Origin of the sequence: Mesorhizobium prunaredense (genome assembly GCF_900156895.1) — a bacterium.
Taxonomy (GTDB): Bacteria; Pseudomonadota; Alphaproteobacteria; order Rhizobiales; family Rhizobiaceae; genus Mesorhizobium; species Mesorhizobium prunaredense.
Genome location: NZ_FTPD01000045.1, coordinates 487,252 through 513,033 on the forward strand (window position 1 = coordinate 487,252; position 25,782 = coordinate 513,033).

Consider the following 25,782-nt stretch of genomic DNA (forward strand, 5'->3'; position numbering starts at 1 on the left):
TTTCATATGAGTTGAATTCTATTTATGAAGCTGGTAGCACCGAAATCATACCTCACCGCGGGAGCCTGACATGTGCGGAATCGTCGGATTGTTTTTGAAGGACAGGGCGCTCGAGCCCCAACTCGGCTCGATGCTTTCGGAGATGCTGATCTCGCTCAGCGATCGCGGTCCCGACAGTGCCGGCATCGCCATCTATGGCACGCCATCCGGCAACGAGGCCAAGATCACCATCCAGTCGGCAAACCCGGAGCGCGATTTCCGCAACCTTGACGCCGACATCGCCAAAGCGATTGGAGCGCCAGTAAGCGTCGCAGTGAAATCGACGCATGCGGTGGTCAGGACCGCGCCTGCCAAGATCGACGCAGTGCGCGAGGCGATCCAGGCGCTGCGCCCCGACATCCGCATCATGGGCGCCGGCGACGTCGTCGAAATCTACAAGGAAGTTGGCTTGCCCGAAACGGTGGTCGATCGCTTCGACGTGCGCAGCATGACCGGCACGCACGGCATCGGCCATACCCGCATGGCGACGGAATCGGCGGTGACAACGATGGGCGCGCATCCATTCTCGACCGGCGCCGACCAATGCCTGGTGCACAATGGCTCACTTTCCAATCACAACAATGTCCGCCGCGAGCTGATCCGCGAAGGCATGAAATTCGAGACCGAGAACGACACCGAAGTCGCGGCCGCCTATCTCTCCTCGCAGATGGCGCATGGCAAGAATCTCGGCGAGGCGCTGGAAGGCACGCTGAGCGACCTCGACGGCTTCTTCACCTTCGTCGTCGGCACCAAGAACGGCTTCGGCGTGGTGCGCGATCCGATCGCCTGCAAGCCTGCCGTCATGGCCGAGACCAACCAGTATGTCGCCTTCGGCTCGGAATATCGTGCGCTGACCAAACTGCCCGGCATCGACAATGCGAGGGTCTGGGAACCCGAGCCTGCAACCGTCTATTTCTGGGAGCATTGAGTCCATGCCGGCAATCAACGTCTCCAAGGCACTCGACCAGAGCCATGCATCCAGGGTCTTCGACCTGGCCGAGATGCCGCTGCGCGGGCTCAACCAGGCGCTTCACGATTTGACCCCCGGTTCGAACGAGACCGCCTGGGAAGTGCTCAATCCGAAAGGCAGCCATTCGGTCGCCGTCGGCGTCGATCAGCCGGTCACCATCGATGTCCGCGGCAGCGTCGGCTATTATTGCGGCGGCATGAACGACGGCAGCGCCATCACAGTGCATGGCTCGGCGGGACCCGGCGTCGGTGAAAACATGATGTCGGGTTCGATAACGGTCAAAGGCGATGCCAGCCAGTATGCCGGTGCCACCGGCAGGGGCGGGCTGCTGGTTATCGAAGGCAATGCGTCGTCGCGCTGCGGTATCTCAATGAAGGGCATCGACATCGTCGTCCACGGCAATATCGGCCACATGTCGGCCTTCATGGCGCAGTCCGGCAATCTGGTAGTGCTGGGCGATGCCGGCGATGCGCTCGGCGATTCCATCTACGAGGCGCGGCTGTTCGTGCGCGGCAAGGCCGGCAGCCTCGGCGCCGACTGCATCGCCAAGGAGATGCGACCCGAGCATCTGGCATTGCTGCAAGACCTGCTCGACCGCGCCGGGGTGACCGGCGTCAAGGCGGCGGAGTTCACGCGTTACGGCTCGGCGCGCACCCTCTACAATTTCAACATCGACAACGCCGACGCGTATTGAGGCTCAATGACCTATCGCAACCCGCCGACGACGCCGCGCAAATCCGCGACCTTCGACGACTACACGCTTTCCGAGATCCGTCGCGCCGCTGCGACCGGCATCTATGATATCCGCGGCGCCGGCGCCAAGCGCAAGCTGCCGCATTTCGACGACCTGCTTGTCCTCGGCGCTTCGATCTCGCGCTATCCGCTCGAAGGCTATCGCGAGCGCTGCGACACCAGTGTCGTGCTGGGCTCGCGCCATGCGAAAAAGCCGATCGAATTGAAAATCCCGATCACCATCGCCGGCATGAGTTTTGGCTCGCTGTCCGGCCCGGCGAAGGAAGCGCTCGGCCGCGGCGCGACGCTGTCGGGCACCTCGACGACGACCGGCGACGGCGGCATGACCGAGGAAGAGCGCGGCCATTCCAAGACGCTGGTCTACCAATACCTGCCGTCGCGCTACGGTATGAACCCGCGCGACTTGCGCCGGGCGGATGCGATCGAGATCGTCGTCGGCCAGGGCGCCAAGCCCGGCGGCGGCGGCATGCTGCTTGGCCAGAAGATCTCCGACCGCGTCGCCGAAATGCGCACGCTGCCCAAGGGTATCGACCAGCGCTCAGCCTCACGCCATCCCGACTGGACCGGGCCCGACGATCTCGAAATCAAGATCCTGGAACTGCGTGAAATCACCGACTGGGAAAAGCCGATCTACGTCAAGGTCGGCGGCGCCCGGCCCTATTACGATACAGCGCTTGCGGTGAAATCAGGCGCCGATGTCGTCGTCATCGACGGCATGCAGGGCGGCACCGCCGCAACCCAGGAAGTGTTCATCGAGAATGTCGGCCAGCCGACGCTTGCCTGCATCAGGCCGGCGGTGCAGGCACTGCAGGATCTCGGCATGCACCGCAAGGTGCAGCTGATCATCTCCGGCGGCATCCGCAACGGCGCCGATGTCGCCAAGGCGCTGGCGCTCGGCGTCGACGCGGTGTCGATCGGCACCGCCGCACTTGTCGCGCTCGGCGACAACGATCCGCGCTGGGAGGCGGAGTACAACGAGCTCGGCACCACCGCCGGCGCCTATGACGACTGGCACGAGGGCCGCGATCCGGCCGGCATCACCACGCAGGACCCCGAACTGATGAAACGGCTCGATCCGATAGCGGCAGGACGACGGCTGGCCAATTATCTCAAGGTGATGACGCTGGAGGCGCAGACGATCGCCCGCGCCTGCGGCAAGAACAGCCTGCATAATCTCGAGCCCGAGGATCTCGTCGCGCTGACGATCGAAGCCGCCGCCATGGCCGGCGTGCCGCTGGCCGGGACCAACTGGATACCGGGGAAGAACGGCTTCTGAACATATCAGACCACCAAAAAAACCAATAAGCGAGGAACTATAATGGGGAACGATCTCGCCGCCTTCGCCAAGGGGAACGGCGTCAAATATTTCATGATTTCCTACACCGACCTGTTCGGTGGGCAGCGCGCCAAGCTGGTGCCGGCGCAGGCCATCGCCGACATGCAGAAGGACGGCGCCGGCTTTGCCGGCTTTGCCACCTGGCTCGACCTGACGCCGGCGCATCCAGACATGCTGGCGGTGCCGGATCCGGATTCGGTCATCCAGCTGCCGTGGAAGCCGGAAGTCGCCTGGATTGCCGCCAATTGCATGATGGACGAAAAAACGGTCGCTCAGGCGCCGCGCAACACGCTGAAGCGGCTGATTGACGAGGCGGCCGGCGACGGCATGCATGTCAAGACCGGCGTCGAGGCCGAGTTCTTCCTGATCTCGCCGGACGGCAAGACGATTTCCGACGAATACGACACGGCGTCAAAGCCCTGCTACGACCAGCAGGCGGTGATGCGGCGCTACGATGTCATCGCCGAGATCTGCGACCACATGCTGGCGCTCGGCTGGGGCGCCTACCAGAACGACCATGAGGACGCCAACGGCCAGTTCGAGATGAACTGGGCCTTCGACGATGCGCTGGCGACCGCCGACAAGCATTCCTTCTTCAAGTTCATGGTGAGGTCCGTTGCAGAAAAGCACGGCCTGCGCGCCACCTTCATGCCAAAACCATTCCCCGGCCTGACCGGCAATGGCTGCCACGCCCACATCTCGGTGTGGGACAAGGATGGCAAGACCAATGTCTTTGCCGACAACGCCATGGAGCTCGGCCTGTCGGCGAAGGGCAGGCATTTTCTCGGCGGCATCATGAAGCATGCTTCGGCACTTGCCGCGATCACCAACCCGACCGTCAATTCCTACAAGCGCATCAATGCGCCGCGCACCGTTTCGGGCGCCACCTGGGCGCCGAACTCAGTGACCTGGACCGGCAACAACCGCACCCATATGGTGCGCGTGCCCGGCCCCGGCCGCTTCGAGCTGCGCCTGCCCGACGGCGCGGCAAACCCTTATCTGCTGCAGGCGGTCATCATCGCCGCCGGCCTCGACGGCATTCGCTCGAAGGCCGATCCGGGCAAGCGCTACGACATCGACATGTACCAGTTCGGCCATACGGTGGAGGGCGCGCCGAAGCTGCCGCTCAACCTGCTCGATGCATTGCGCGAGTTCGACAACGACAAATCGCTCAAGGCGGCGCTGGGTGAGGAATTCTCGTCGGCTTATCTAAAGCTCAAGCACCAGGAATGGAATTCCTATGCTTCCCACTTCACCCAGTGGGAGCGTGACCACACGCTGGATATCTAGAGCATCGGACTGAAAAGTGTGAAGCGGTTTTCGGCTGATTCCGATGCGTCAAGAATGGTCCTGCGTGGCGCGAGCGACCTCGGAATAGAGTCATGAAATACTCGATCTTCTCCCTCGCCCGCGCCGCTTTTTCCGGTCACAAGAATTGGCAGCGCACCTGGCGCGACGCCAGCCCGAAAAATCACTACGACGTGGTGATCATCGGCGGCGGCGGCCACGGTCTGGCGACGGCATGGTTCCTCGCCAGCGAGTACGGCATCAGCAATGTCGCCGTGCTCGAAAAGGGCTGGATCGGCTCCGGCAATGCCGGCCGCAACACCACGATCATCCGTTCCAATTACGGGCTGCCCGGCAATACCGGCTTCTACGAGCTGTCGATGAAGCTGTGGGAACGCATGGAGCAGGATCTCAACTACAATACGATGGTCAGCCAGCGCGGCGTCATCAACCTCTATCATTCCGACGCACAGCGCGACGCCTACGCGCGGCGCGGCAACACGATGCGCATCAACGGCATCGATGCCGAACTGCTCGACCTTGCCGCGGTCAAGAAGATGATGCCGTTCCTGAACTTCGACAATGCCCGCTTTCCCGTGCAGGGCGGCCTGCTGCAGCGGCGCGGCGGCACGGCGCGCCACGACGCTGTGGTCTGGGGCTACGCCCATGCGGCGAGCGCGCTCGGTGTCGACATCATCCAGAACTGCGAGGTGACCAGCTTTGTGCGCGATGCCAACGGCAAGGTGACCGGCGTCGAGACATCGCGCGGCACAATCGGCGCCGGCAAGGTCGGCATGGCCGTCGCCGGCAGTTCGTCGCGCGTCGCGGCGATGGCTGGACTGCGGCTGCCGATCGAGAGCCATGTGCTGCAGGCCTTCGTTTCCGAGGCGATCAAGCCGCTGATCCCCAATGTCATGACCTTCGGCGCCGGCCATTTCTATGTCAGCCAGTCGGACAAGGGCGGGCTGGTCTTCGGCGGCGACATAGACGGCTACAATTCCTATGCCCAGCGCGGCAACATGCCTGTGATGGAAGACGTCTGCGAGGGCGGCATGGCGCTGATGCCGATGATCGGTCGCGTGCGCCTCTTGCGCCAATGGGGCGGCATCATGGACATGTCGATGGACGGCTCGCCGATCATCGACAAGACGCCAGTGGACGGGCTCTATCTCAATGCCGGCTGGTGCTATGGCGGCTTCAAGGCGACGCCCGGCTCCGGCCTTGTCTTTGCCCATCTTCTGGCCCGCGACGAACTGCACAAGGAGGCGGCGCGCTTCCGCCTCGACCGGTTCCGGCGGGGTGCGATGATCGATGAAAAGGGCGTCGGCGCCCAACCGAACCTGCACTGAGGATGGTCCGAAAGCATGCGTATTGTCTGTCCCTTCTGCGGCGAACGCGAACTCGGCGAATTCACCTATTTGGGCGACGCCAAGCCGCTGCGTCCGGCCGCCGGCACCTCGGAAGACGACGTCTTCGACTACGTCTATCTACGCGACAATGTCGCCGGTGCGATGAGCGAACATTGGTACCATGGCGGCGGCTGCCGGGCCTGGCTGAAGATCACCCGCAACACGCTGACGCACGAGATCTCCTCGGTCGAGCCGGCGGCGGGTGTGGGTGCAAGGCAGGTGGCAAAATGAGCATTCTTAGCCAGCTCAGCGCTGCCCCTCACCTGCCTGCCGGCATCCTCTCCCCGTATAGGGACGGGGAGAGGGGCGCTGTCATCCACGGTTTCGCCAATCGCCAGCGTTGCAGACGGAATCTCGAGGCCGCGGCCGGCCCCCTTCTCCCCGTCACTATACGGGGAGAAGTGCCCGGCAGGGCGATGAGGGGCAGCGCGGCGTTCCTGCATGACGTCAAAGCGACGGAAGGCCGGCAACCGTGATCACCAGCCAGTCCCATCGCCTTGCATCGGGCGGTCTCATCGACCGCTCGGCGCCGCTGAACTTTCGCTTCGACGGCAAAACCTTTGCCGGCTTCCAGGGCGACACGCTCGCCTCGGCGCTGATCGCCAATGGCGTCAAGCTGGTCGGCCGCTCGTTCAAATACCACCGGCCGCGCGGCTTCCTGACCGCGGGCTCGGAAGAACCCAATGCGCTGGTCGAATTGCGCACGGGGGCGCGCCGCGAGCCGAACACCAAGGCGACCACGGCAGAACTTTATGACGGTCTGGAAGCCGCCAGTCAGAACCGCTGGCCGTCGCTGCGCCACGATCTGATGGCGGTCAACCAGCTGTTCTCACCGATTTTCGTCGCCGGCTTCTACTACAAGACCTTCATGTGGCCGGCAAAATTCTGGGAAGCGGTCTACGAGCCGGCGATCCGCCGCGCCGCCGGTCTCGGCCGCGCCGCTGGCGCTGCCGATCCCGACCATTACGACAAGGCCTGGGCGCATTGCGACGTGCTGATCGCCGGTTCCGGCCCAGCCGGGCTGGCGGCAGCGCTCGCCGCCGGCCGATCTGGTGCCCGCGTCATCCTGTGCGAGGAAGATTTTGCGCTTGGCGGCCGCCTGCTTGCCGATGGCGGCATGATCGACGGCATGCCCGCAGCCGAATGGATTTCGCGCACGCTGGCCGAACTCGCCTCGCTGCCGGACGTCCGCATCATGACCCGCACGACGCTGTTCGGCGTCTATGACGGCGGCACCTATGGCGCGATCGAACGGGTTAACGACCACCTGCCCTCGCCGCCCGAACATCAGGTGCGCCAGCGGCTGTGGCGGATCGTGGCAAAGCGCTCGATTGTTGCCGCCGGCGCCATCGAACGGCCGATCGTCTTTGCCGGCAACGACACGCCCGGCGTGATGATGGCTTCGGCGATGCGGACCTATATCGCGCGCTATGCGGCAACCCCGGCGAAGAGGATTGCGCTGTTTACCAACAATGAGGATGGCTGGCGCACGGTCGAGGCGGCACTCGGCGCCGGATTGCAGATCGCTGCCGTCGTCGATGCGCGTCCGGACGTATCCGCCGCGCATCGCGCGCTTGCCGCCAAAACCGGCTTTGCCGTCTTGAACGGTTTCGTCAGCGGGGTGGACGGCGGCGAGGACGGTGTCAGGAAAATCTCGATATCGCTGGCAGGCGGCGCACGCGCCGAGGTCGAAGCCGACGGGCTTGCCGTTTCCGGCGGCTGGAACCCGGCGGTCGGGCTGACTTCCTACCATCGCGGCCGGCCGAAATGGCAGGACGATATATCGGCCTTCGTGCCGGACGGCGCCCCTCCCGGCATGATGGCCGCCGGTGCCGCCAACGGCGGCTTCGGCCTCGGCGCCTGCCTGCGCCAAGGGTTTGCCGCCGGTGCGGCAGCGGCTCAGAGCGCCGGGCACAGCGGCAGCGCCGGCACGCCGCCAGTCGCCGACGACGAGGATTTTTCGCTGACCCCGCTCTGGCAGGTTGCCGGCAAAGGCAAAGCCTTTGTCGACTACCAGCACGACGTCACCGCTGCGGACATCGAACTGGCGCAGCGCGAAGGCTTTGAATCGGTCGAGCACCTGAAGCGCTATACGACGCTCGGCATGGCGACCGACCAGGGCAAGACCTCGAATGTCGCCGGCCTCGCCATCATGGCGGCGCTATCAGGCAAATCCATTCCCGAGACCGGCACGACGATCTACCGTCCGCCCTATGTGCCGGTCGCCATCGGCGCCTTTGCCGGCCATCATCGCGACGAAAACTTCCATGCGACAAGGCTGACGCCGTCTCACCACTGGGCAGCCGAACAGGGCGCGGTGTTCGTCGACACCGGCTTGTGGAAGCGGGCGCAATGGTATCCGCACGCCGGCGAGAAGGACTGGCTGGAAACGGTCATCCGCGAGGTCAAGGCGGTGCGCGGCGGCGTCGGCTTTTGCGACGTGTCGACGCTCGGCAAGATCGACGTGCACGGACCGGATGCCGGCGCCTTCCTCGACCGCGTCTACATCAACACCTTCTCCAACCTTGCAGTGGGAAAGGCCCGCTATGGGCTGATGCTGCGCGAGGACGGCATGGTCTATGACGACGGCACCACGTCGCGGCTGGCCGAGGATCACTATTTCCTGACCACCACGACCGCCAAGGCCGGCCCGGTGATGCAGCATCTCGAATTCTGCCGGCAGGTGCTGTTCCCAGAACTCGACGTGCAACTCACGTCAGTCTCCGACCAATGGGCGCAATTCTCGGTCGCCGGGCCGAACGCGCGGGAGTTGCTAAAGCAGATCGCTGATGAGTCAGAGGACCTTTCGAACGAGGGGGTTCCGTTCATGGGCGCGCGGCAAGTCACGCTTCGCGGCGGCATCAGGGCGCGGCTGTTCCGAATTTCGTTCTCCGGCGAGATGGCGTTCGAGATCTCCGTCCCGGCCCGCTACGGCGACGCGCTGGCGCGCAACCTGATGCTAGCCGGCAAACAATTCGGCGCCACACCCTACGGCACCGAGGCGCTCGGCGTCATGCGCATCGAAAAGGGCCATGTCGCCGGGCCCGAGTTGAACGGCACGACGACCGCGGCCGATCTCGGCTTGGGCAAGATGATGTCGACCAAAAAAGATTTTGTCGGCCGCGTCATGGCCGGACGCGAGGCGCTGGTCGCAGCGGATCGGCAGGTCGTGGTCGGCATCAAGCCGACCGACAGAGCGCGCCGCCTGCGCTCCGGCGCGCATGTCATTCCGAAAGGCGAGACGCCGGGTCCCGCCAACGACCAGGGCTATGTCACCTCGGTCTGTTTCTCGCCGACGCTTGACCAGTGGATAGGGCTGGCGCTTGTCGAGCGCGGCCGCGAGCGCATCGGCGAGATCGTCCATGCGCATGACCCTCTGCGTGGTGAAGACTATGACGTCGAGCTGTGCAATCCCGTCTTCTACGATCCGGATGGAGGGCGCCAGCGTGGCTGACTTTCCGTGGCTTTCTCGCAGTCCGCTGGAGCACGCACTTGTCGTGGGCGCCCATGGCGCGCGCGACGTCGCGCCGGGCATTTCCCTCACTGAAGTTCGCAATTTCGACCTGATCCAGGTGATGGCGCGGCGCGGCAAAGGGGCGGAACTGGCAAACGCCGCCAAAGCCCGTTTCGGCATGGCGGCTCCGGATCTGCCGAAGGCCGTCAGCGCTTCAGACGTGACGCTCATCTGGTCGGGACCGGATCAGTTCCTCGTCCTGTCCAAAGGCGGCAAGCACACGATCGACATTTTGAGCCAGGCGTTCTCGCAATCCGCCTCGCTGTCGGACCAGTCGCATGCGCGCGCCCTGATCAGCGTCTCGGGAGCCAAGGCGCGCGCCATGCTGGCGAAATTGTCGTCGCTCGACCTGCACCCGGCGGCGTTCAAGAACGGCGCCGCTGCCGCGACGTCGATCGACCATACCAGCGTCAATCTCTGGCGTGGCAATGACCGGCCGGATGGGCAGCCGGTGTTCAATCTTCTGGTGTTTACAAGTTTCGCCGAAAGCCTGTGGCGCACGATGCTCGACTCGGCGGCCGAGTATGGCGTCGACATCGGCTATTCAGGGGAGCTGGCGTAGTTCGGCTTTTGCCGGAGAAAGGCCAATTTCAAATCTCGGCGCTGCCCCTCATTGCCCTGCCGGGCATTTCTCCCCGTAAACGGGGAGAAAGACGCTGACCGCAACGCTGGCGCCTTTTTTCAACGTTGGTGATTGGCGAAACCGTCAATGAGAGCTCCCCTCGCCCCGTTTACGGGGAGAGGATGCCGGCAGGCAGGTGAGGGGCAGCGCGAACGCCCGGGAGATGGGGCTCAGCCGAATTCTAACCGCAAGCGGCTGCGTACGACGCTTCACCTTGCTAAATCCGGCCTTGCTGCCTATTCTTGCCGCGAAAATAATTTTACGCACAGGCAAACTTGTTTCTTGAGACCCGGGTCGAGATGAGCCAGTCGCCCTACCCCGCCGTCGCCGCCGGACCGCCACGACCGAGCCTGATCCTGCGGCCCGGTCAGATGGCGCTGCCCGCCGGCATGGAGCGCTATTGCGTTCACGGCAATGGCGCGGTGCTCATCGATGTCGAGGCCGGCGATACCATCAGCGTACGCAACGTCGAAGGCGGCCAGGCCTGCGAGCTCTTGGCATGGGACAAGAGCGGCGTGACTGATGCCGGCATTTTCGGTGAGAAATCGAACAGCAACGCGGCCGGCATCAAGGCGCTGCTGGCCGATGGCGACGACAGCCTCGCGTCCTTGCGCCGGGGGCTCGAGCGACGCCAGGTGCAGCTCGATCAGGCAAAGGCGGTTCGCATCTTCGGTGGCGCAACCCCTGCCGGCACCGAACAGGGTTTTACCGTTGCCCGCAATGGCTCGATTCTGATCGCTGCCCCAGGCGGGCCGATGCCGGTCGACGGCCACGACACGGCAACGCCGCTCGGCGTCATCGTGCGCCGCGCCACGATCCGTCCGGCGGCGAAGTCCAGGCTTGGCGACCCGCTGGCCGACCCGGTGCTCGATTTGCGCGTCCATTCGGCGACCGCGGAGGCCTACTTCGTCAAGGCGGGTGACTATCTGCAGATCATCGACGTCGACGGGCGCCAATGCACCGACTTCCAGTGCTTTTCGGCGCGCAAGCTCGACAAGGGACGCGACCATCCGCTCGACGTGACGACGACCCGCACGCTGATGGGTTCGAGCTATCCGATGCCAGGCCTGCATTCGAAATATTACGACCAGGACATGGAGCCGCTGGTCGAGGTGGTGCAGGACACTTGCGGCCGGCACGATGCATTCGCGCTCGCTTGCGCCGCCAAATATTACGACGACATCGGCTATCCCGGTCATCCCAACTGCTCGGAGAATTTCAACCGCGCGCTCGCGGACAAGGGTGTAACTCCTCGCGCGGGCTGGATGGCGATCAATTTCTTCTTCAATACGGCGATCGATGCGCATGGCGTCATGGTATCCGACGAGCCATGGTCGCGGCCGGGCGATTATGTGCTGCTGCGTGCGCTTACCGACATCGTTTGCGTGTCGTCCGCCTGTCCCGACGACACGACGCCGGCCAATGGCTGGGACCTGACCGACATCCATGTGCGGACCTATTCCGGTAAGCATAAATTCTCGCGAGCGATCGCCAGACGCATGACGCCCGATTCGGAACCGAAAATGACCCGCGAGACATCATTTCATTCGAGCTTTGCCAAGCACACCCGCAACTTCGTCGAGTACAGGGGTTATTGGCTGGCCAACGCCTTCGCCAGGCAGGACCCGATCGACGAATACTGGGCCTGCCGGGAGGCCGCCGTCATCATGGACCTGTCGCCGCTGCGCAAGTTCGAGGTCACCGGGCCGGATTCCGAAGCGCTGCTGCAATACACGCTGACCCGCGACGTGAAAAAACTCGGCGTCGGCCAGGTGGTCTATTCCGCCATGTGCTACGAGCATGGCGGCATGATCGACGACGGCACGCTGCTCAGGCTCGGCAAGGACAATTTCCGCTGGGTCGGCGGCGACGATCTTTCCGGCGAATGGCTGCGCGACACCGCAATGAGCCTCGGCCTCAACGTGCTGGTGCGCTCGTCGACCGACCAGATGCACAATGCCGCCGTGCAGGGGCCGAAGAGCCGCGACATCCTCAAGGAGATCATCTGGACCTCGCCGCTGCAGCCGTCCATCGAGGAGCTCGAATGGTTCCGTTTCGCCGTTGCCCGCATCGGCGGCGGCAATGGCATTCCAATCGTCGTCTCGCGCACCGGCTACACCGGCGAACTCGGCTACGAAATCTGGTGCCATCCGCGCGACGCCGAAAAGGTGTTCGACGCCATCTGGGAGGCCGGCCAGCCGCATGGCTTGAAGCCGATGGGGTTGCAGGCGCTCGACATGGTGCGCATCGAGGCGGGGCTGATCTTTGCCGGCTATGAATTTTCCGACCAGACCGATCCGTTCGAGGCCGGCATCGGCTTCACCGTGCCGCTGAAGAGCAAGACCGACGATTTCATCGGCCGCGAGGCGCTGATCCGGCGCAAGGAAAACCCGCAGAGGAAACTGGTCGGCCTCGATATTGACGCCAATGTTGCGGTCGGGCATGGCGATTGCGTCCATGTCGGCCGCGCCCAGATCGGCGAGGTCACTTCGAGCATGCGCTCGCCCGTGCTGAACAAGAATATAGCGCTGGCCAGGCTCGACGTGACCCATGCCGCGATCGGCACCGAGGTCGAGATCGGCAAGCTCGACGGCCACAGCAAGCGGCTGCCGGCGCGCGTCGTCGGATTCGCCCATTACGACCCGCAAAAGACCAGACCGCGCTCCTGACGCCGGTTTTAAGGATCGCGAATGGCACAAGCCATGCCCATGTAAAGTCGATTTCTCGCCAGAAATCAGCCGGCGGCGAGTGCCGTCGGCGCATGTTCCACATTTGCGATGTGCACAGCTTCACAAAAACGCTTGACGTGAAAGCGTGACGCGTCAATCTTCACTCCCAAGAAAAAAATACTACTGAGCGGAAAACGCCTGAGGTCGTTCAACGCGTGTGTCGGTGACGCATCGCGAAATGTCGACTGTCGCCGATGGGGAACATCAAAATGGGGAATTCACGTATATGAGCACGATAGTCTCTGCCCTGGTGCCGCCTACCGAAGGGAAGCTGCACCGGAACATCGATTGGCGCGGCGCCTTCTGGGTGGCAAGCGGCGTTCCCGCGCTGGTCCTGTTTTCGATCGGCGGCATTGCCGGCACGACCGGCAAGCTGGCCTTCCTGATCTGGACCGTGTCCATGATCATGGGCTTCCTGCAATCCTTCACCTATGCCGAAATCGCCGGCCTGTTTCCGAACAAGTCCGGCGGCGCCTCGATCTATGGCGCCACCGCCTGGCTGCGTTACTCCAAGTTCATCGCGCCGCTTTCGGTGTGGTGCAACTGGTTCGCCTGGTCGCCGGTGCTGTCGCTCGGCTGCTCGATCGCCGCCGCCTACATCCTCAACGCCCTGGCACCGCTGCCGCTGTTTACCGACACCTCGCCGGAAGTCGCCGCCTATATCGCGGCTAATACCGGAGCGAGTGCCGCCGATGCCATCGCGGCGGTGAGCGCGGCCGCCACGCCGGCGATCCGCAACTGGACGCTCTACGGTCACACGCTTGGCCCGGTCTCCTTCACCGTCAACGCCACTTTCTTCATCGGCGCAGTGCTGATGCTGATCATCTTCTCCATCCAGCATCGCGGCATCCTTGGCACGGCAAACGTGCAGAAATATATCGGCCTGTTCGTCATCATTCCGATGCTGATCGTCGGCGTCGTGCCGATCGTCACCGGCCAGATCGACTGGGCGAATTTCTCGCCGCTGGTGCCGCTCGCGGCGGCCTATGCGCCCGAGCCCGGGGCGTGGAACATCGCCGGCTGGACGCTTGTTCTCGGCGGCATGTTCATCGCCGCCTGGTCGACCTACGGTTTCGAGACCGCCGTCTGTTACACCTCCGAGTTCAAGACTCCCGGCACCGACACCTTCAAGGCGATCTTCTATTCCGGCCTGCTGTGCATGCTGCTGTTCATCCTGGTGCCGTTCACCTTCCAGGGCGTGCTCGGCTTGAACGGCATGCTGGCGACCCCGATCGTCGACGGCTCCGGCGTTGCCGACGCCCTGGCCGGCATGGTCGGTGGCGGACAGCTGATCCATAGCCTGCTGGTGATGCTGATGATCCTGGCACTGGTGCTCTGCATCATGACGGCGATGGCGGGGTCCTCACGCACGCTTTACCAGGGCTCAGTCGACGGCTGGCTGCCGCGCTATCTCAGCCACGTCAACGAGCATGGCGCCCCGACCCGCGCCATGTGGACCGACCTGATCTTCAATCTGTTCGTTCTGGCCATCGCCTCGGCCGACGCGACCAGCTTCTTCTTCATCCTCGCCGTGTCGAATTGCGGCTACATCATCTTCAACTTCCTCAACCTCAATGCCGGCTGGATCCACCGCATCGACAATGGCCATATCGCGCGGCCGTGGAAGGCACCGAGCTGGCTGCTCGGCCTCGGCGCCATCCTTGCCTATGTCAACATGATCTTCATGGGCGCCGGCGCCAAGATCTGGAACCCGATGGCGCTGTGGGCAGGACTGATCACGGCTGCCCTCATCATCCCGGTGTTCTGCTTCCGGCATTACATCCAGGACAAGGGCAAATTCCCCGACCACATGCTGGCGGATCTCGGCATGACTTCGTCCGATCTCGCCGTCAGAAAGGCGGGCATCCTGCCCTACCTGACGTTGATCGCCGGCGTCGTGGTGATGCTGCTCGCCAACTGGCTGTTCGTCATCTGACATCGGCCTGAAAGGATCGAGTGCGGACCGCCGCGCTCGATCCGATTTGCTTCCAGAGGCCCGTCGCAAGCTCGCTCACTAGAAGCTCGCGATCGCGAGGTCGGGTAGTGTCTCAGTTTGAAATTTGACGCCGCGCTTGTCGCGATCCGGGCCGAACTCCTATATGCTTAGCGGAAAGCATTGGAGCGGCAATGAAGCATGAGAGCACCATCACTTGCCCGGACTGTGGGCACCAGACTGTGGAAACGATGCCGACCGATGCCTGCGTTCACTTCTACGAATGCAAAAACTGCAGGGTACTCCTGAAGCCCTTAGCGGGCGATTGCTGCGTTTTCTGCTCATATGCCGATCTGCCATGCCCGCCGCTTCAGGAGAGTAGCCATGCTAACCGGATCTAAAGGCCAGAAGCGCCCCGCCGACGTGATCGGCAACGCCGTCCGCGTCATGCGCATTGCGACCGGTACAAGAAGCGGAATAGCGAATGATTGTCAGGATAGCAGAAACGGAGATCGATCCCGACCAGATCGAGGCTTACGGCGCACTCCTATCAGAAGAGATTGAAGCCTCGGTGCGGCTAGAACCTGGGGTCATCTTCCTGTACGCGCTGTCGGTCAAGGGAAGCCGCGATAAGGTGCTGGTGATTGAAGGCTACGCTGATCAAGCGGCCTATGAGGCGCACCTCACCTCGCCACATTTTCTCAATTACAAGACTCGAACTGCCGACATGGTGAGATCGCTTCGGCTAATCGAGACGGACCCGATCTCGCTCAAAGCGAAAAATCAGATTTCAAACTGAGACACTACCCGAGCAACGACCCGCCGCCGAGGCGGGGTTTTTTGTTTCAGGCTTTGCCGGCATCTTGGCGGTCAGCGCCGCGGTTGAGGATTGGCAGGCGGATCGCTCAATCGATCTTGATGAACACGCCCTTGGTGTTGAGATACTCGTCGAGATGCTCGGCGCCGCCCTCGCGGCCGTAGCCGCTCATCTTGTAGCCGCCGAAGGGCATGGCCGGATCGATGGCGTGATAGGTGTTCACCCAGACCGAGCCGGCACGGATTTTTCGCGACAGCTGGTGGGCGGTGGCGACATTGCGGGTGAAGACCCCGGCAGCAAGACCGTAGGGCGTGTTGTTGGCGCGCTCGACCGCCTCATCGAGCGTATCGAACGGCAGCACCGAAATCACCGGCCCGAAGATCTCCTCGCGCGCGATCCTCATGTCGTCAGAGACACCGGCAAAGACGGTCGGCGCGACGAAATTGCCGGCGGCCAGCGCACCTTCCATCAGGCGTTGACCGCCGGTGACGAGGGTCGCGCCCTCCGCTGCGCCGGCCTGGAGATAGGAGGCGACCCGTTGCAGCTGCTTTTCGGAGACGAGTGGGCCGATCTCGGTCGCCGGATCGATGCCGTCGCCGATCCTGAGACCCTTGGCATAGGTCGCCAGCCGCTCGACGAACTCGTCATGGACGGAGCGTTCGACGAACAGGCGCGAGCCGGCGATGCAGATCTGGCCGGAATTGGCGAACACCGACATCGCCGCCACCGGCACCGCTTTGTCGAGATCGGCGTCGGCGCAGACGATGACCGGCGACTTGCCGCCAAGCTCCAGCGAGACGCGCTTGAGGTTGCCGGCCGAGGCGCGGACGATCGACTGGCCGGTTGCCGTCGAGCCGGTGAAGACGATCTTGTCGACGCCCATATGCTCGGCAAGTGCGGCGCCTGCCTCGGCGCCGTGGCCGGTCACGATGTTGACGACGCCTGGCGGAACGCCGGCCTCGTTCATGAGGTCGGCGATCAGAAGCGGCGTCAGCGGCGCCTCTTCCGACGGTTTCAGCACCACCGTGCAGCCGGTCGCCAGCGCCGGTCCGATCTTCCAGATCGAAGCCGCCGTCGGTGCGTTCCACGGGATGATGGCGCCGACGACGCCGACCGGCTCCTTGCGGGTGAAGGAAACGATTTCGCCGGGCAGCGAGTTCTCGATCGTCTCGCCATGCAGGGACGTCGCCATGCCGGCGTAATAGCGCAGCATGCCGATGACACGATTGCGGTTGGCCAGGGTGCGCACGATCGGCATGCCCATGTCGGTGGTGTCCGAGCGGCTGATCTCCTCCCAGTGCTTTTCGAAGAGATCGGCGATCCTGAGCAGCAGCACCTGCCGCTCATAGGGCTTGTACCGGCTCCACGGCCCGTCGAAGGCCCTGCGCGCTGCGGCTACCGCCAGCTCGACGTCCTGGCGGTCGCCGCGCGGCACCGTGGCAATGACCGCGCCTGTGGCCGGATTGCGGGTCTCCATGGTGCGGCCCGAGCGGGCGTCAACCCAGGCGCCATCGACGAACATCTGGCGGTGGCGTCCGTCGATCGGCCGGCGCAGCGCCACCGGTGTCTGAGCTACGGTCATGACGTCCTCCTCCGGCGCGCGGTAGCCTCTCTCGGTTTAAACCAGCGGTACCGTTGTATCGACTCCGTGGGTGATCTGTAACGGATTTGTGCTCCAGGCGAGATCAGCGCCAAGCACAAATCACTTGAGATTAATTGTCGATTTCGGCGCCGCCCCTCATCGCCCTGCCGGGCACTCTCCCCGTATAGTGACGGGGAGAAGGGGCTGGCCGCACGCTCGGCGCTTTTTTTGCAGCGCTGGTTATTGGCGAAATCTTTTGCGAAGGCGCCCTTCTCCCCGTCACTATACGGGGAGAAGATGGCGGCAGCCAGATGAGGGGCGGCGCCGACCTTGCGCGATTGCCTCGACCCTATTCGGCCGCCAGGGGCAGTTGCGGCTGGTCATCGTTTTCCGCCAGTTTCGGCTCGGCGGCCGGCTCCGCGTCCTCGACCTTCTTGCGCTCCCTGCCGAAGAACAAGGCATAGCCTGCCGGAAGGACGAGGATAGTCAGCACCGTGGCAATGAGGATGCCGCCCATCATGGCATAGGCGAGCGGACCCCAGAAGACGCCGCGCGAGATCGGGATCAGCGCCAGGACCGCCGTCAACGCCGTCAGCATGATCGGCCGGAATCGGCGGACTGCCGAGCCGATGATGGCCTCCGAGCGTTCCATGCCGGCTGCGATGTCCTGGTCGATCTGGTCGACCAGGATGATCGAGTTGCGCATGATGATGCCAAGCAGCGCGATGACGCCGAGAATGGCGACGAAGCCGAACGGTGCGCCACTGATCAAAAGTGCCGCCGCAGCACCGATGATGCCGAGCGGACCGGTCGCCAGCACCAGCATCGCCTTGCCGAAATGCTGCAGCTGGATCATCAGCAGCACGACGATGACGGCCAGCATGATTGGCGCTTTCGCAGCAATCGAGGCCTGGCTTTCGGCCGAATCCTCGGCGCCGCCCTGGATCTCGATGTTGTAGCCAGGCGCCAGACCGTCGCGCAGGCCTTGCATCTCGCTGTACATCTTCATGACGACATCGTTCGACTGCACGCCGTCCGGCAGCGTGGCGCGCACGCTGATGGTCGGCAGGCGGTCGCGCCGCCATTCGACACCTTGCTCCAGCACCGGGACGACCTTGGCGACCTGCGACAGCGGCACGAAGCCACCGAAATCCGTCGGGACAGAGATCGAGTCGACCGCCGACAGCAGGTGGCGGCTTGCCGCCGGTTCCCGGGCGACGATCGAAACCGTCTCCTCGCCGTCGCGGAAATCATCGAGCGGCGCTCCCGACATGGTCGCCTGCAGCATCTGACGGATGCGCTGCGAGGTGACGCCGAGCGCACGGGCGCGATCCTGGTCGATCACCAGCTTCATCTCCGGCACCGGCTCCAGCCAGTCGTCGTGGACGGCGCCGAGCACCGGATTTGCCTGGAACTTCGCCTTCACCTCGTCGGCGATGCGGCGCACCTCCTGGCGATCCGGGCCCATGACGCGCATCTGCACCGGCCAGCCGGTGGGCGGCCCAAGGAACAGGCGGTCGACCTTGGCGCGGACCGACGGGAAATCCTCGGCCAGAATGGTGCGCAGCTTGACGATCAGCCGCTCGCGAGCCGGTTCGTCATTGGCCATCACCAAAAGCTGGGCAAAATTCGGATTGCGAAGCTGCTGGTCGAGCGGCAGGAAGAAGCGCGGCGCGCCCTCGCCGATATAGGTGGCGATGAAGCGCTTGTCCTTGTCGTCCATCATCCTGGTTTCGAGCGCCTTGGCCTGCGTCTCGACTTCCTCGATGCTGGTGCCTTCCGGCAGCCAGAGGTCGACAAGGATTTCCGGACGCGACGACTGCGGGAAGAAATTCTGCGGGATGAACTGGAACGCCCACAGGCTGGTGACGAAGGTGACCAGCGTCATGACCAGCACGATGATGCGGTGGCGGACGGACCAGCTGACGGTGGCGCGAAGCCGGCGATAAAAGCGCGTGTCGAAGACATCGTGATGGCTGCCGGCGTGTTTTCGCTGCTTGAGGATCATATGACCAAGCCACGGCGTGAAGTAGACCGCCACGAACCAGGAGACGACCAGCGCGATGCCGACGACGTAGAACAGCGTGCGCACATATTCACCGGCTGTCGAAGCCGCGAAGCCGACCGGGATGAAGCCGGCGGTGGTGATCAGCGTGCCGGTCAGCATCGGGAAGGCCGTCGAGGTGTAAGCGAAGCTCGCCGCCTCGATCTTGACCATCCCTTCCTCGAGCTTGCGTTCCATCATTTCGACGACGATCATCGCATCGTCGACAAGCAGGCCGAGCGCGATGATCAGCGCGCCAAGCGAAATGCGCTGCAGATCGATGCCGATCTCGTACATGATGGCGAAGGTGGCGGCCAGAACGAGCGGAATGGTGATTGCGATCACCAGGCCCGAACGCCAGCCGATCGTCAAGAACGAAACGACAAGCACGATCAGCAGCGCCTCGCCGAGCGCCGTCATGAACTCGTTCACCGCGTCCCGCACGACTTCCGGCTGGTCGGCGATCTGATCGACCGAAACGCCGTAGGGCAAGGCCTCTTCGAAGCGGTGATAGGTCGCCTCGACCTCCTTGCCGACATCGGTGACGTTGAAGCCCTTGGCCATGACGACGCCGACCTGGACACTGTCGTGGCCGTTGAAGCGGTATTTGCGCTGATAGGGATCCTCGAGACCTGTGGTCACGGTTGCGATGTCGCCGAGGCGCGTCACCTGGTTGCCGGCGCGCAGGCGAAGTTCGCGGATGTCGGCCGCCTCCGTCACGCTGCCCTCGACCGAGATGCGCACAGAGCGCTGGCCGGTGTCGACCGAGCCTGCCGGATCGACATTGTTCTGGCCCTTGATCGCGTTCTGCAGATCGGTGAGCGTCAGGCCGCGCTCGGCAAGCACCTTGGACGAAACGTCGATATAGAGTTTTTCCGGCTGGTCGCCGATGATCACGGCCTTCTCCACGCCGGGCGTGGTCAGCAGCATGTCACGCGCCTGGATGGCCAATTTCTTCAGTTCGGGATAGCTGTAGCCGTCGCCGCTGATCGAATGCAAGGTGATGAACGTGTCGCCGAATTCGTCGTTAAAATAGGGCCCAAGCAGCCCCTGGGGCAGCTCATTGGCGATATCGCCGACCTTCTTGCGTACCTGGTAAAAGGCATCCGCGACCTGCGTCGGATTGGTGTCGCCTTCCACCTGCAAGGTGATGATGGCGCTGCCGGCGCGCGTATAGGAACGGACGAAATCGAGATGCGGCGTTTCCTGCAGCTTGCGCTCGATCTTGTTGACGACCTGGTCCTCCATCTCCTGGATCGAGGCACCGGGCCAGACCGCCTGGACGACCATGATGCGGAAGGTGAAATCCGGATCTTCCTTCTGGCCCATGCGCATCAGGCCGAGCGCACCGGCAACGATGATCAGGCCGAACAGGAACCGCGCAATGCTCGGGTGCCCGATCGCCCAGCGCGAAAGATTGAAGGGCCGTTTTTCATGGGTGTCGGTGGTGTCGGTGGTCATAGCGCCAGTCCATCTGTCTGATCGTCAGCGCACGCACATGGCATGCCCACGGAGCTTCTAATACTGGCTTCCGGGCGGCGAGGCTTTCCGAGCGGAGAGACACTCATCGCGGTGGGGCGCAAGGATCGATGTGGGGGGTTACATCGACCTGACGTCTCGACAATCGGGCGCCTGCCGCCCGGAAACCGTGAACCGCTTGACCTCGCGGCTTGCGCCGATGCGAGAAAAAGCCGTTTTATGCCTGGCCGTCAGCGCACGCGCTTGACGGCGTAGCCATCATGGTCCGCCGATGCGGACTGTTGCACCGCATCGCCAGCCAGCTTGACCTTCAGATTTTCGGTCATGAATTGCGTGCCCGCCGCAACGACGACATCGCCGGGTTTCAATCCTTCGGCAACATGCACGCCGTCGGCGGTGAACTCGGCGACCTTGATCGGACGCGCATGGACGGTCTCGCCGCTGCGGTCCACGGTCCAGACGATCTGCTGGCCGCCCTTTTGCGCCAGCGCGCTCAACGGGATCGATACGCTTTGCAGGCTGTTGTTGGCGACCGAAGCCTCGATATTCGCGGTCATGCCGAGAAGCACGCGCGGATCGTTGGGCAGGCTGACGCGAACGGCAAAGGTACGCGACTGCTGATCGGCGCTGCCGGCGACTTCACGGACCTTGCCGTCGAGCGTCAGCGCTTCGTCGGACCAGAAGCTTGCCTTGACGTCCTTGCCCGGCTTGAACTGGGCGATATCCGTTTCCGGCACGGCGATCAGCACTTCCTTTTCGCCATCGACGGCAACGGTCACAACCGGCGTGCCGGAGCCGACCACCTGACCGACATCGGCGGTGACTGACGTGACGATGCCGTTCCTGTCCGCCTTGAGGTCGGTGTAGAGGACCTGGTTCTTCGCCTGGTCAAGCGCTGAGCGGGTGGAATTGCGGGTGGCGACCGCCTGATCATAGCTGAGCGTCGCCTGTTCGAGCTGCGATTTCGAGGCGAACTTCTTGGCAAACAGCTGTTCGGCACGACGGCGGGCAAGGCCCGTTGTCTCGACCTGCCGCTCGGCGGCCTCGAGGCTGGCCTCGGCACTGTTGACGGAAAGGTCGTAGTCGGCGGGATCGATGCGGGCCAGAACGTCGCCCGGCTTCACGCGCTGGCCGATGTCGACCAGGCGCTCGGTGATCTTGCCATTGATGCGGAACCCGAGATTCATCTCGGTGCGGGCGCGCACCGATCCGGAGTAGGAGAGCTCACGGGTATCGTTCGCCTTGGCGATCTCGACGACCTTGACCGGCCGGACGATGTCCTTGACTTCCACTTTTTCTTGCGAGCAACCGGCGAGCCCAAGCGCCGCGACGACGACCAGAGCCGGACCAATGGCCGGCAGCCTGTTCATGATGGATTTGGACAAAGACACTTGCGTACTCCCGAACTGGAGATGGATTGTCGACGCCCGGCGGACGCCGGTCATTTCTTCAAAGCCCTGATGGCAAACTCGATTAGCTCGTCCGGCATCGCCCGGTTGTTCTTGGCAAGGCACTGGGCGACCATCTGCGGGTGACACAGGGTGATGATAGCGGCGCCGAAACACCGCGAAGCGACTTCCGGGTCCTGGTCGGCAAACTCGCCGGCCGCGATTCCCTCACGGATCACCTCCTCGACCAAGCCGCGGATCCTGTCGATATGCTTCTCGATGACATGCCAATCGCGCTCGATGGCGACGACGACCATTTCGTGCACCTTCTCCTGGTCGAGCATGGTGTCGCGGGTCCACTGATAATGGGTTTGCACGTAGCGGCGCAGCCTTTCGCTGGCCGTTCCGGGACTATGGCAGGCGTCGTAGGTCAGTTGGTAGCAGGTAGCGAGCATGCGGCCACAAACGGCCTGGTGGATCTCAACCTTGGAGGCGAAGAAACGGTAGATGTTGGCCGTCGACATGCCGAGTTCACGGGCAATGTCGGCGACATTGGTCTTGCCATAGCCGTAGTGGCGGAACAGTCGCTCTGCGCAATCGAGGATGCGCGCGACATTCTCCTGCCGGACCAGGTCAGCCGTCGTGTCGAGGGTGTCATACATCATGTTTCATTTAGCTCATTACGAGTGACGAATTTTGAATTTCGTCACTCGTAATTCGAAATCGCCCGCCTGTCAACAGGTGATGTTACCTATGTTGGGCGACCAGTGACATCTGTTGGCACAACCTGGGCGTGAACAGCGTTAACGAGACGTGCTCCGCAGCGCGCAGCTATGCGTTACCATCCAGGCTGTGGAGATATGGCAAGCTGTGAAGGAGATATGGAATGACCGTGCTGCGCATCGTCTCGAATATCGCAACAGACAGCATTCCGGATGTTCGGAAGTTCTATACCGACTTGTTCGGGCTCGATGCCGTCATGGATCACGGGTGGCTCGTCACGCTGGCGTCCAGCGAAACCACCGTCCCCCAGATCAGCATCGCCAGCGAGGGCGGCTCAGGCACCCCGGTGCCTGATCTGTCGATCGAGGTCGACAATGTCGACGCGGTTTATCTTCGCGCGAACGAGATCGGTTGCAGAGTGGTCCATGATTTGACCGACGAACCGTGGGGCGTAAGACGCTTCTTCATTGCCGACCCGACCGGCAAGCTGCTCAACGTGCTCTCGCATCTTCGGTAGGGATTGTTCTGCAATACTGCACGGGCCCAATTGCGGTTCCCGGAGGAAAACCATGAGCAGAACAATCCCATTTCATTTCGTCGATGTCTTCGCGGTAGAGCCGCTGACCGGCAATTCACTGGCGGTGGTCGATTGCGGTGCCGAGTTGGCGCTCGAGCTGATGCAGAACATTGCCCGTGAGTTCAACCAGTCCGAGACCACTTTTGTCCTACCGGCGACCCGGGCGGACGCCGATTGGAAATTGCGCTCTTTCACGCCGAAAGGCGTAGAGGTTTTCGGCGCAGGCGGCCACAACACCGCCCAGTCGATCCGATAGCCGTCGCGGATCAGCGTGTGGTGCCTGAGGTCCCCGGGCTTGCGCAACGGATGCGCGCCCCTGCCGCCGAAGATATAAAAGAGGTTGTGTCAGAGGGGCCCGAGGCGATAGCAATTATTCTGCTGTTGGGGGGCTTTTCATCATGACAACTCGCCTGGGTCTGCTGATGACATTCTGCTTCATCGTCGCAGGTTTACTTGTGGCCTTGGTTGCTACCGCTTCGGCCGGCGCAAAGCAGAAGACACCCGAAGCGTGGCCGATGAATTTCGCTCTGGTTCGGAACGGCGATTGCAAGGTAAGCTGCGTCCAATGGATTTCTGCCGAGGGCACGATAACAGCTGACACTGGCAGACAATTTGAGCAGTTTCTGACCAAGCTGAAGGGCCAAAGGCTTCCCGTCGTGTTTCAGTCTGGCGGGGGGAACGTGGCTTCGGCGCTTTGGATTGGACGCATGATCCGGGCCGCTGGCCTCGAAACCGCGGTGGGCAGAACGGTGTTGAACGGCTGCCCGATGCTGGTGCCGCGCTGTCCCGAAAAGATCGTCAAGAACGGCTGGTCGGAAGGCGAAGTTCACGCAGGCGGGGCGTACTGTTTCTCGGCTTGCCCCTTCGCCTTGGCTGGGGGGCATGTCCGCGCCGCGGCTGTCAATGCCAGGATCGCCCTCCATCAAATAACGGACGGCAGGAAAAGTGCGCCTACGCCGACGGGACGCAGAAACCTCGATGAAATTTCTACGAGGCCTGACCCGGCCCTGAAGCGGATGCTTTCCGACTATTTCGACGAAATGGGCGTCCGCAGCGGCGACGTGTTCGTGATGATGGGCATGGCAACGCCGGAGGGCCTCTATAACGTATGGAGCGCTGAAGCGCTCAAATCAGGCATCATTACGAAAGTCTTCTCATACTCGGACGAACCGGGCTACGTCATTGGTGGAACCGATGACGAACCGGGCGACGTCATTAATATCCCGCCTGAGATCGAGATTTTGCTCAAATAGGCGGCCACCCGGGAGCCAATCAGCCCAGAAGGTTGCGCGCCGTGCGCATGAATATTCTGGATCCGATCGGGATCAGGTCGTCTGGAAAGTCATAGTCGGGGTTGTGCAGCGCAGGGTACCGCTCGCCGGCACCGAGGAAGAACATGGCGGACGCTGCGCTATGTCCGAACACGCCGAAATCTTCCGAAGCGCGCATCGGCAGGGCTTCCTCTGTGCGTGGCACGCCTTCTTCGTCGAGCGCGCGCTGCAGATGTTCCACGGCATCCGGCGCGTTGACGCTGGCAACGAAGATCTCGTGATAGTCGTAGCGGGCCGAAAGCCGATGCTCTCCCGCGATCTTTTCCACCAGCGCTTCCGCGGCGGCGCACAGGTCCGCCATGCTCTCATCGCGCCTTGTGCGCAGCGTCGCCCACACTTCTGCAATTCCCGGCGCAATGCCGAACACGGCTTCGCCCATCAGGGCATGGGTGACGGTCACCATACTGAAATCGTCGTCAGCGAAGGTTCCGCGCCCGAGCGCGGGCAGTGCCGGCATCAGCTGGCTGACCGCCATCATTGGCGAGACACCCGTTTCGGGCATCGACGAATGCGCGGTCTTGCCCTCCAGCAATATCCGCATGCCGCGTGAAGCACAGTTGACCACGCCGGGTTTGATACGCACCTCACCGAACGGCACACCGGGCAAATTGTGCAGCGAGAAGGCCAAATCCGGCGCGATCTCGGAAAAGCGCGGATCGGCGACGACGCCGGCCGCGCCATTGCCGGTTTCTTCCGCCGGCTGGAACATCAGCACGACGCGGCCGCGGGCAGGTCTTTCGCGCCCGAACTGGCGGCCAAGTGCGGCGAGGATCGCGGTATGTCCGTCATGGCCGCACATATGCGACTTTCCCGGTACGAGCGACGAATGAGAAACGCCTGAAAGCTCATAAATCGGCAGCGCATCGAGTTCCGACCGGAACAGGACTGTCGGACCGGCTTTGCCGCTTTCATATACCGCCGCCACACCGTGGCCGCCCAATCCGGTCAGCACCTTGTCCGGCGCTGTGTCGGCGAGGAAGTCGACAACCTCGCTCGCGGTCTTCTCTTCCTCATTCGAGATTTCCGGATGCTGGTGCAGCCTGCGGCGCCATGCCGTCAGCTCGACAATGTCTCGATTGGTCAGGGTCATGTTTTTCCTGCTCTGCTTGGCGCTAGAGCAATTCCAGGAAACGTGTGAAACGGTTTTCCGTCCGGAATTGCGTCAAAACAAAGAGATAGAGCGGCTCGGCGATTCTATCAAAAGCTGAACCGCTCTAGCGCTGAAAGTGGCGCACCATCGGTGCCGATT

General features: G+C 63.0%; 20 protein-coding genes. 15 read left to right on the plus strand and 5 right to left on the minus strand.

Annotated elements, in window-relative coordinates:
- Nucleotides 1-70 precede the first annotated feature (70 nt).
- From BQ8794_RS26150 to BQ8794_RS26215, 12 genes are all read left to right on the plus strand, one after another.
- A complete protein-coding gene (locus tag BQ8794_RS26150; RefSeq protein ID WP_077381458.1) occupies nucleotides 71-967 on the plus strand; it encodes a class II glutamine amidotransferase in 897 nt (298 codons plus the stop codon).
- Nucleotides 968-971: 4 nt separating this feature from the next.
- A complete protein-coding gene (locus BQ8794_RS26155; protein ID WP_077381459.1) occupies nucleotides 972-1,703 on the plus strand; it encodes a GltB/FmdC/FwdC-like GXGXG domain-containing protein in 732 nt (243 codons plus the stop codon).
- Nucleotides 1,704-1,709: 6 nt separating this feature from the next.
- Nucleotides 1,710-3,038 carry an FMN-binding glutamate synthase family protein gene (locus tag BQ8794_RS26160; protein WP_077381460.1) on the plus strand — a complete coding sequence of 443 codons (1,329 nt, stop codon included), beginning with the start codon at nucleotides 1,710-1,712 and terminating at the stop codon, nucleotides 3,036-3,038.
- 42 nt (nucleotides 3,039-3,080) lie between these two features.
- Nucleotides 3,081-4,388: a type III glutamate--ammonia ligase gene (glnT, locus tag BQ8794_RS26165; protein WP_077381461.1), complete on the plus strand. Its 1,308-nt coding sequence runs from the start codon at nucleotides 3,081-3,083 to the stop codon at nucleotides 4,386-4,388.
- A 92-nt stretch (nucleotides 4,389-4,480) separates the two neighbouring features.
- Complete coding sequence (locus BQ8794_RS26170) at nucleotides 4,481-5,734, plus strand: sarcosine oxidase subunit beta family protein (protein ID WP_077381462.1); 1,254 nt, start codon at nucleotides 4,481-4,483, stop codon at nucleotides 5,732-5,734.
- 15 nt (nucleotides 5,735-5,749) lie between these two features.
- Nucleotides 5,750-6,025 (plus strand): sarcosine oxidase subunit delta, encoded by a 276-nt coding sequence (locus BQ8794_RS26175; RefSeq protein WP_077381463.1) that lies wholly within the window; start codon nucleotides 5,750-5,752, stop codon nucleotides 6,023-6,025.
- A 244-nt stretch (nucleotides 6,026-6,269) separates the two neighbouring features.
- Entirely contained in the window at nucleotides 6,270-9,248 is a 2,979-nt protein-coding gene (locus tag BQ8794_RS26185) for a sarcosine oxidase subunit alpha (protein WP_077381702.1), read from the plus strand.
- Nucleotides 9,241-9,870, plus strand: coding sequence for a sarcosine oxidase subunit gamma (locus BQ8794_RS26190; RefSeq protein ID WP_077381703.1), 630 nt, complete (start codon nucleotides 9,241-9,243; stop codon nucleotides 9,868-9,870). Before BQ8794_RS26185 ends, BQ8794_RS26190 begins: the two co-directional genes overlap by 8 nt.
- A gap of 359 nt (nucleotides 9,871-10,229) precedes the next feature.
- The gene (locus BQ8794_RS26195; RefSeq protein ID WP_077381704.1) at nucleotides 10,230-12,599 is read left to right on the plus strand and encodes a trimethylamine N-oxide demethylase; all 2,370 of its coding nucleotides are present in this window, start codon (nucleotides 10,230-10,232) and stop codon (nucleotides 12,597-12,599) included.
- Between the two features lie 286 nt (nucleotides 12,600-12,885).
- Complete coding sequence (locus tag BQ8794_RS26200) at nucleotides 12,886-14,595, plus strand: trimethylamine N-oxide permease (protein ID WP_077381465.1); 1,710 nt, start codon at nucleotides 12,886-12,888, stop codon at nucleotides 14,593-14,595.
- Nucleotides 14,596-14,786: 191 nt separating this feature from the next.
- Nucleotides 14,787-14,993: a GDCCVxC domain-containing (seleno)protein gene (locus BQ8794_RS36780; RefSeq protein ID WP_077381466.1), complete on the plus strand. Its 207-nt coding sequence runs from the start codon at nucleotides 14,787-14,789 to the stop codon at nucleotides 14,991-14,993.
- 83 nt (nucleotides 14,994-15,076) lie between these two features.
- A complete protein-coding gene (locus BQ8794_RS26215) occupies nucleotides 15,077-15,391 on the plus strand; it encodes a putative quinol monooxygenase (RefSeq protein ID WP_077381467.1) in 315 nt (104 codons plus the stop codon).
- Between the two features lie 106 nt (nucleotides 15,392-15,497).
- On the opposite strand, the gene BQ8794_RS26220 is transcribed toward BQ8794_RS26215, so the two are convergent.
- From BQ8794_RS26220 to BQ8794_RS26240, 4 genes are all read right to left on the minus strand, one after another.
- Nucleotides 15,498-16,991 carry an aldehyde dehydrogenase family protein gene (locus BQ8794_RS26220; RefSeq protein WP_077381468.1) on the minus strand — a complete coding sequence of 498 codons (1,494 nt, stop codon included), beginning with the start codon at nucleotides 16,989-16,991 and terminating at the stop codon, nucleotides 15,498-15,500.
- Between the two features lie 349 nt (nucleotides 16,992-17,340).
- The gene (locus BQ8794_RS26230; RefSeq protein ID WP_077381469.1) at nucleotides 17,341-20,496 is read right to left on the minus strand and encodes an efflux RND transporter permease subunit; all 3,156 of its coding nucleotides are present in this window, start codon (nucleotides 20,494-20,496) and stop codon (nucleotides 17,341-17,343) included.
- Between the two features lie 248 nt (nucleotides 20,497-20,744).
- A complete protein-coding gene (locus tag BQ8794_RS26235; RefSeq protein ID WP_244555119.1) occupies nucleotides 20,745-21,884 on the minus strand; it encodes an efflux RND transporter periplasmic adaptor subunit in 1,140 nt (379 codons plus the stop codon).
- Between the two features lie 71 nt (nucleotides 21,885-21,955).
- Nucleotides 21,956-22,564, minus strand: coding sequence for a TetR/AcrR family transcriptional regulator (locus BQ8794_RS26240; RefSeq protein ID WP_077381470.1), 609 nt, complete (start codon nucleotides 22,562-22,564; stop codon nucleotides 21,956-21,958).
- 224 nt (nucleotides 22,565-22,788) lie between these two features.
- Between BQ8794_RS26240 and BQ8794_RS26245 the strand changes: the two genes are divergently transcribed.
- From BQ8794_RS26245 to BQ8794_RS26255, 3 genes are all read left to right on the plus strand, one after another.
- Nucleotides 22,789-23,142: a VOC family protein gene (locus tag BQ8794_RS26245; RefSeq protein WP_077381471.1), complete on the plus strand. Its 354-nt coding sequence runs from the start codon at nucleotides 22,789-22,791 to the stop codon at nucleotides 23,140-23,142.
- A gap of 52 nt (nucleotides 23,143-23,194) precedes the next feature.
- Complete coding sequence (locus tag BQ8794_RS26250) at nucleotides 23,195-23,458, plus strand: PhzF family phenazine biosynthesis protein (protein WP_077381472.1); 264 nt, start codon at nucleotides 23,195-23,197, stop codon at nucleotides 23,456-23,458.
- A 142-nt stretch (nucleotides 23,459-23,600) separates the two neighbouring features.
- On the plus strand, nucleotides 23,601-24,455 hold the full coding sequence (locus BQ8794_RS26255; protein WP_077381473.1) for a COG3904 family protein: 855 nt from the start codon (nucleotides 23,601-23,603) through the stop codon (nucleotides 24,453-24,455).
- Between the two features lie 19 nt (nucleotides 24,456-24,474).
- Here BQ8794_RS26255 and BQ8794_RS26260 read toward each other — a convergent pair whose 3' ends face one another.
- Nucleotides 24,475-25,623 carry an amidohydrolase gene (locus BQ8794_RS26260; protein ID WP_077381474.1) on the minus strand — a complete coding sequence of 383 codons (1,149 nt, stop codon included), beginning with the start codon at nucleotides 25,621-25,623 and terminating at the stop codon, nucleotides 24,475-24,477.
- Nucleotides 25,624-25,782 lie beyond the last annotated feature (159 nt).

Bases quoted from the DNA above. Each gene is read 5' to 3' on its own strand.
- BQ8794_RS26160 (WP_077381460.1), top strand. From the start codon at position 1,710: ATGACCTATCGCAACCCGCCGACGACGCCGCGCAAATCCGCGACCTTC.
- glnT (WP_077381461.1), top strand. From the start codon at position 3,081: ATGGGGAACGATCTCGCCGCCTTCGCCAAGGGGAACGGCGTCAAATAT.
- BQ8794_RS26175 (WP_077381463.1), top strand. From the start codon at position 5,750: ATGCGTATTGTCTGTCCCTTCTGCGGCGAACGCGAACTCGGCGAATTC.
- BQ8794_RS26155 (WP_077381459.1), top strand. From the start codon at position 972: ATGCCGGCAATCAACGTCTCCAAGGCACTCGACCAGAGCCATGCATCC.
- BQ8794_RS26255 (WP_077381473.1), top strand. From the start codon at position 23,601: ATGACAACTCGCCTGGGTCTGCTGATGACATTCTGCTTCATCGTCGCA.
- BQ8794_RS26245 (WP_077381471.1), top strand. From the start codon at position 22,789: ATGACCGTGCTGCGCATCGTCTCGAATATCGCAACAGACAGCATTCCG.
- BQ8794_RS26170 (WP_077381462.1), top strand. From the start codon at position 4,481: ATGAAATACTCGATCTTCTCCCTCGCCCGCGCCGCTTTTTCCGGTCAC.
- BQ8794_RS26260 (WP_077381474.1), bottom strand. From the start codon at position 25,623: ATGACCCTGACCAATCGAGACATTGTCGAGCTGACGGCATGGCGCCGC.
- BQ8794_RS26200 (WP_077381465.1), top strand. From the start codon at position 12,886: ATGAGCACGATAGTCTCTGCCCTGGTGCCGCCTACCGAAGGGAAGCTG.
- BQ8794_RS26220 (WP_077381468.1), bottom strand. From the start codon at position 16,991: ATGACCGTAGCTCAGACACCGGTGGCGCTGCGCCGGCCGATCGACGGA.
- BQ8794_RS26240 (WP_077381470.1), bottom strand. From the start codon at position 22,564: ATGTATGACACCCTCGACACGACGGCTGACCTGGTCCGGCAGGAGAAT.
- BQ8794_RS36780 (WP_077381466.1), top strand. From the start codon at position 14,787: ATGAAGCATGAGAGCACCATCACTTGCCCGGACTGTGGGCACCAGACT.
- BQ8794_RS26195 (WP_077381704.1), top strand. From the start codon at position 10,230: ATGAGCCAGTCGCCCTACCCCGCCGTCGCCGCCGGACCGCCACGACCG.
- BQ8794_RS26215 (WP_077381467.1), top strand. From the start codon at position 15,077: ATGATTGTCAGGATAGCAGAAACGGAGATCGATCCCGACCAGATCGAG.
- BQ8794_RS26230 (WP_077381469.1), bottom strand. From the start codon at position 20,496: ATGACCACCGACACCACCGACACCCATGAAAAACGGCCCTTCAATCTT.
- BQ8794_RS26235 (WP_244555119.1), bottom strand. From the start codon at position 21,884: ATGAACAGGCTGCCGGCCATTGGTCCGGCTCTGGTCGTCGTCGCGGCG.
- BQ8794_RS26250 (WP_077381472.1), top strand. From the start codon at position 23,195: ATGAGCAGAACAATCCCATTTCATTTCGTCGATGTCTTCGCGGTAGAG.
- BQ8794_RS26150 (WP_077381458.1), top strand. From the start codon at position 71: ATGTGCGGAATCGTCGGATTGTTTTTGAAGGACAGGGCGCTCGAGCCC.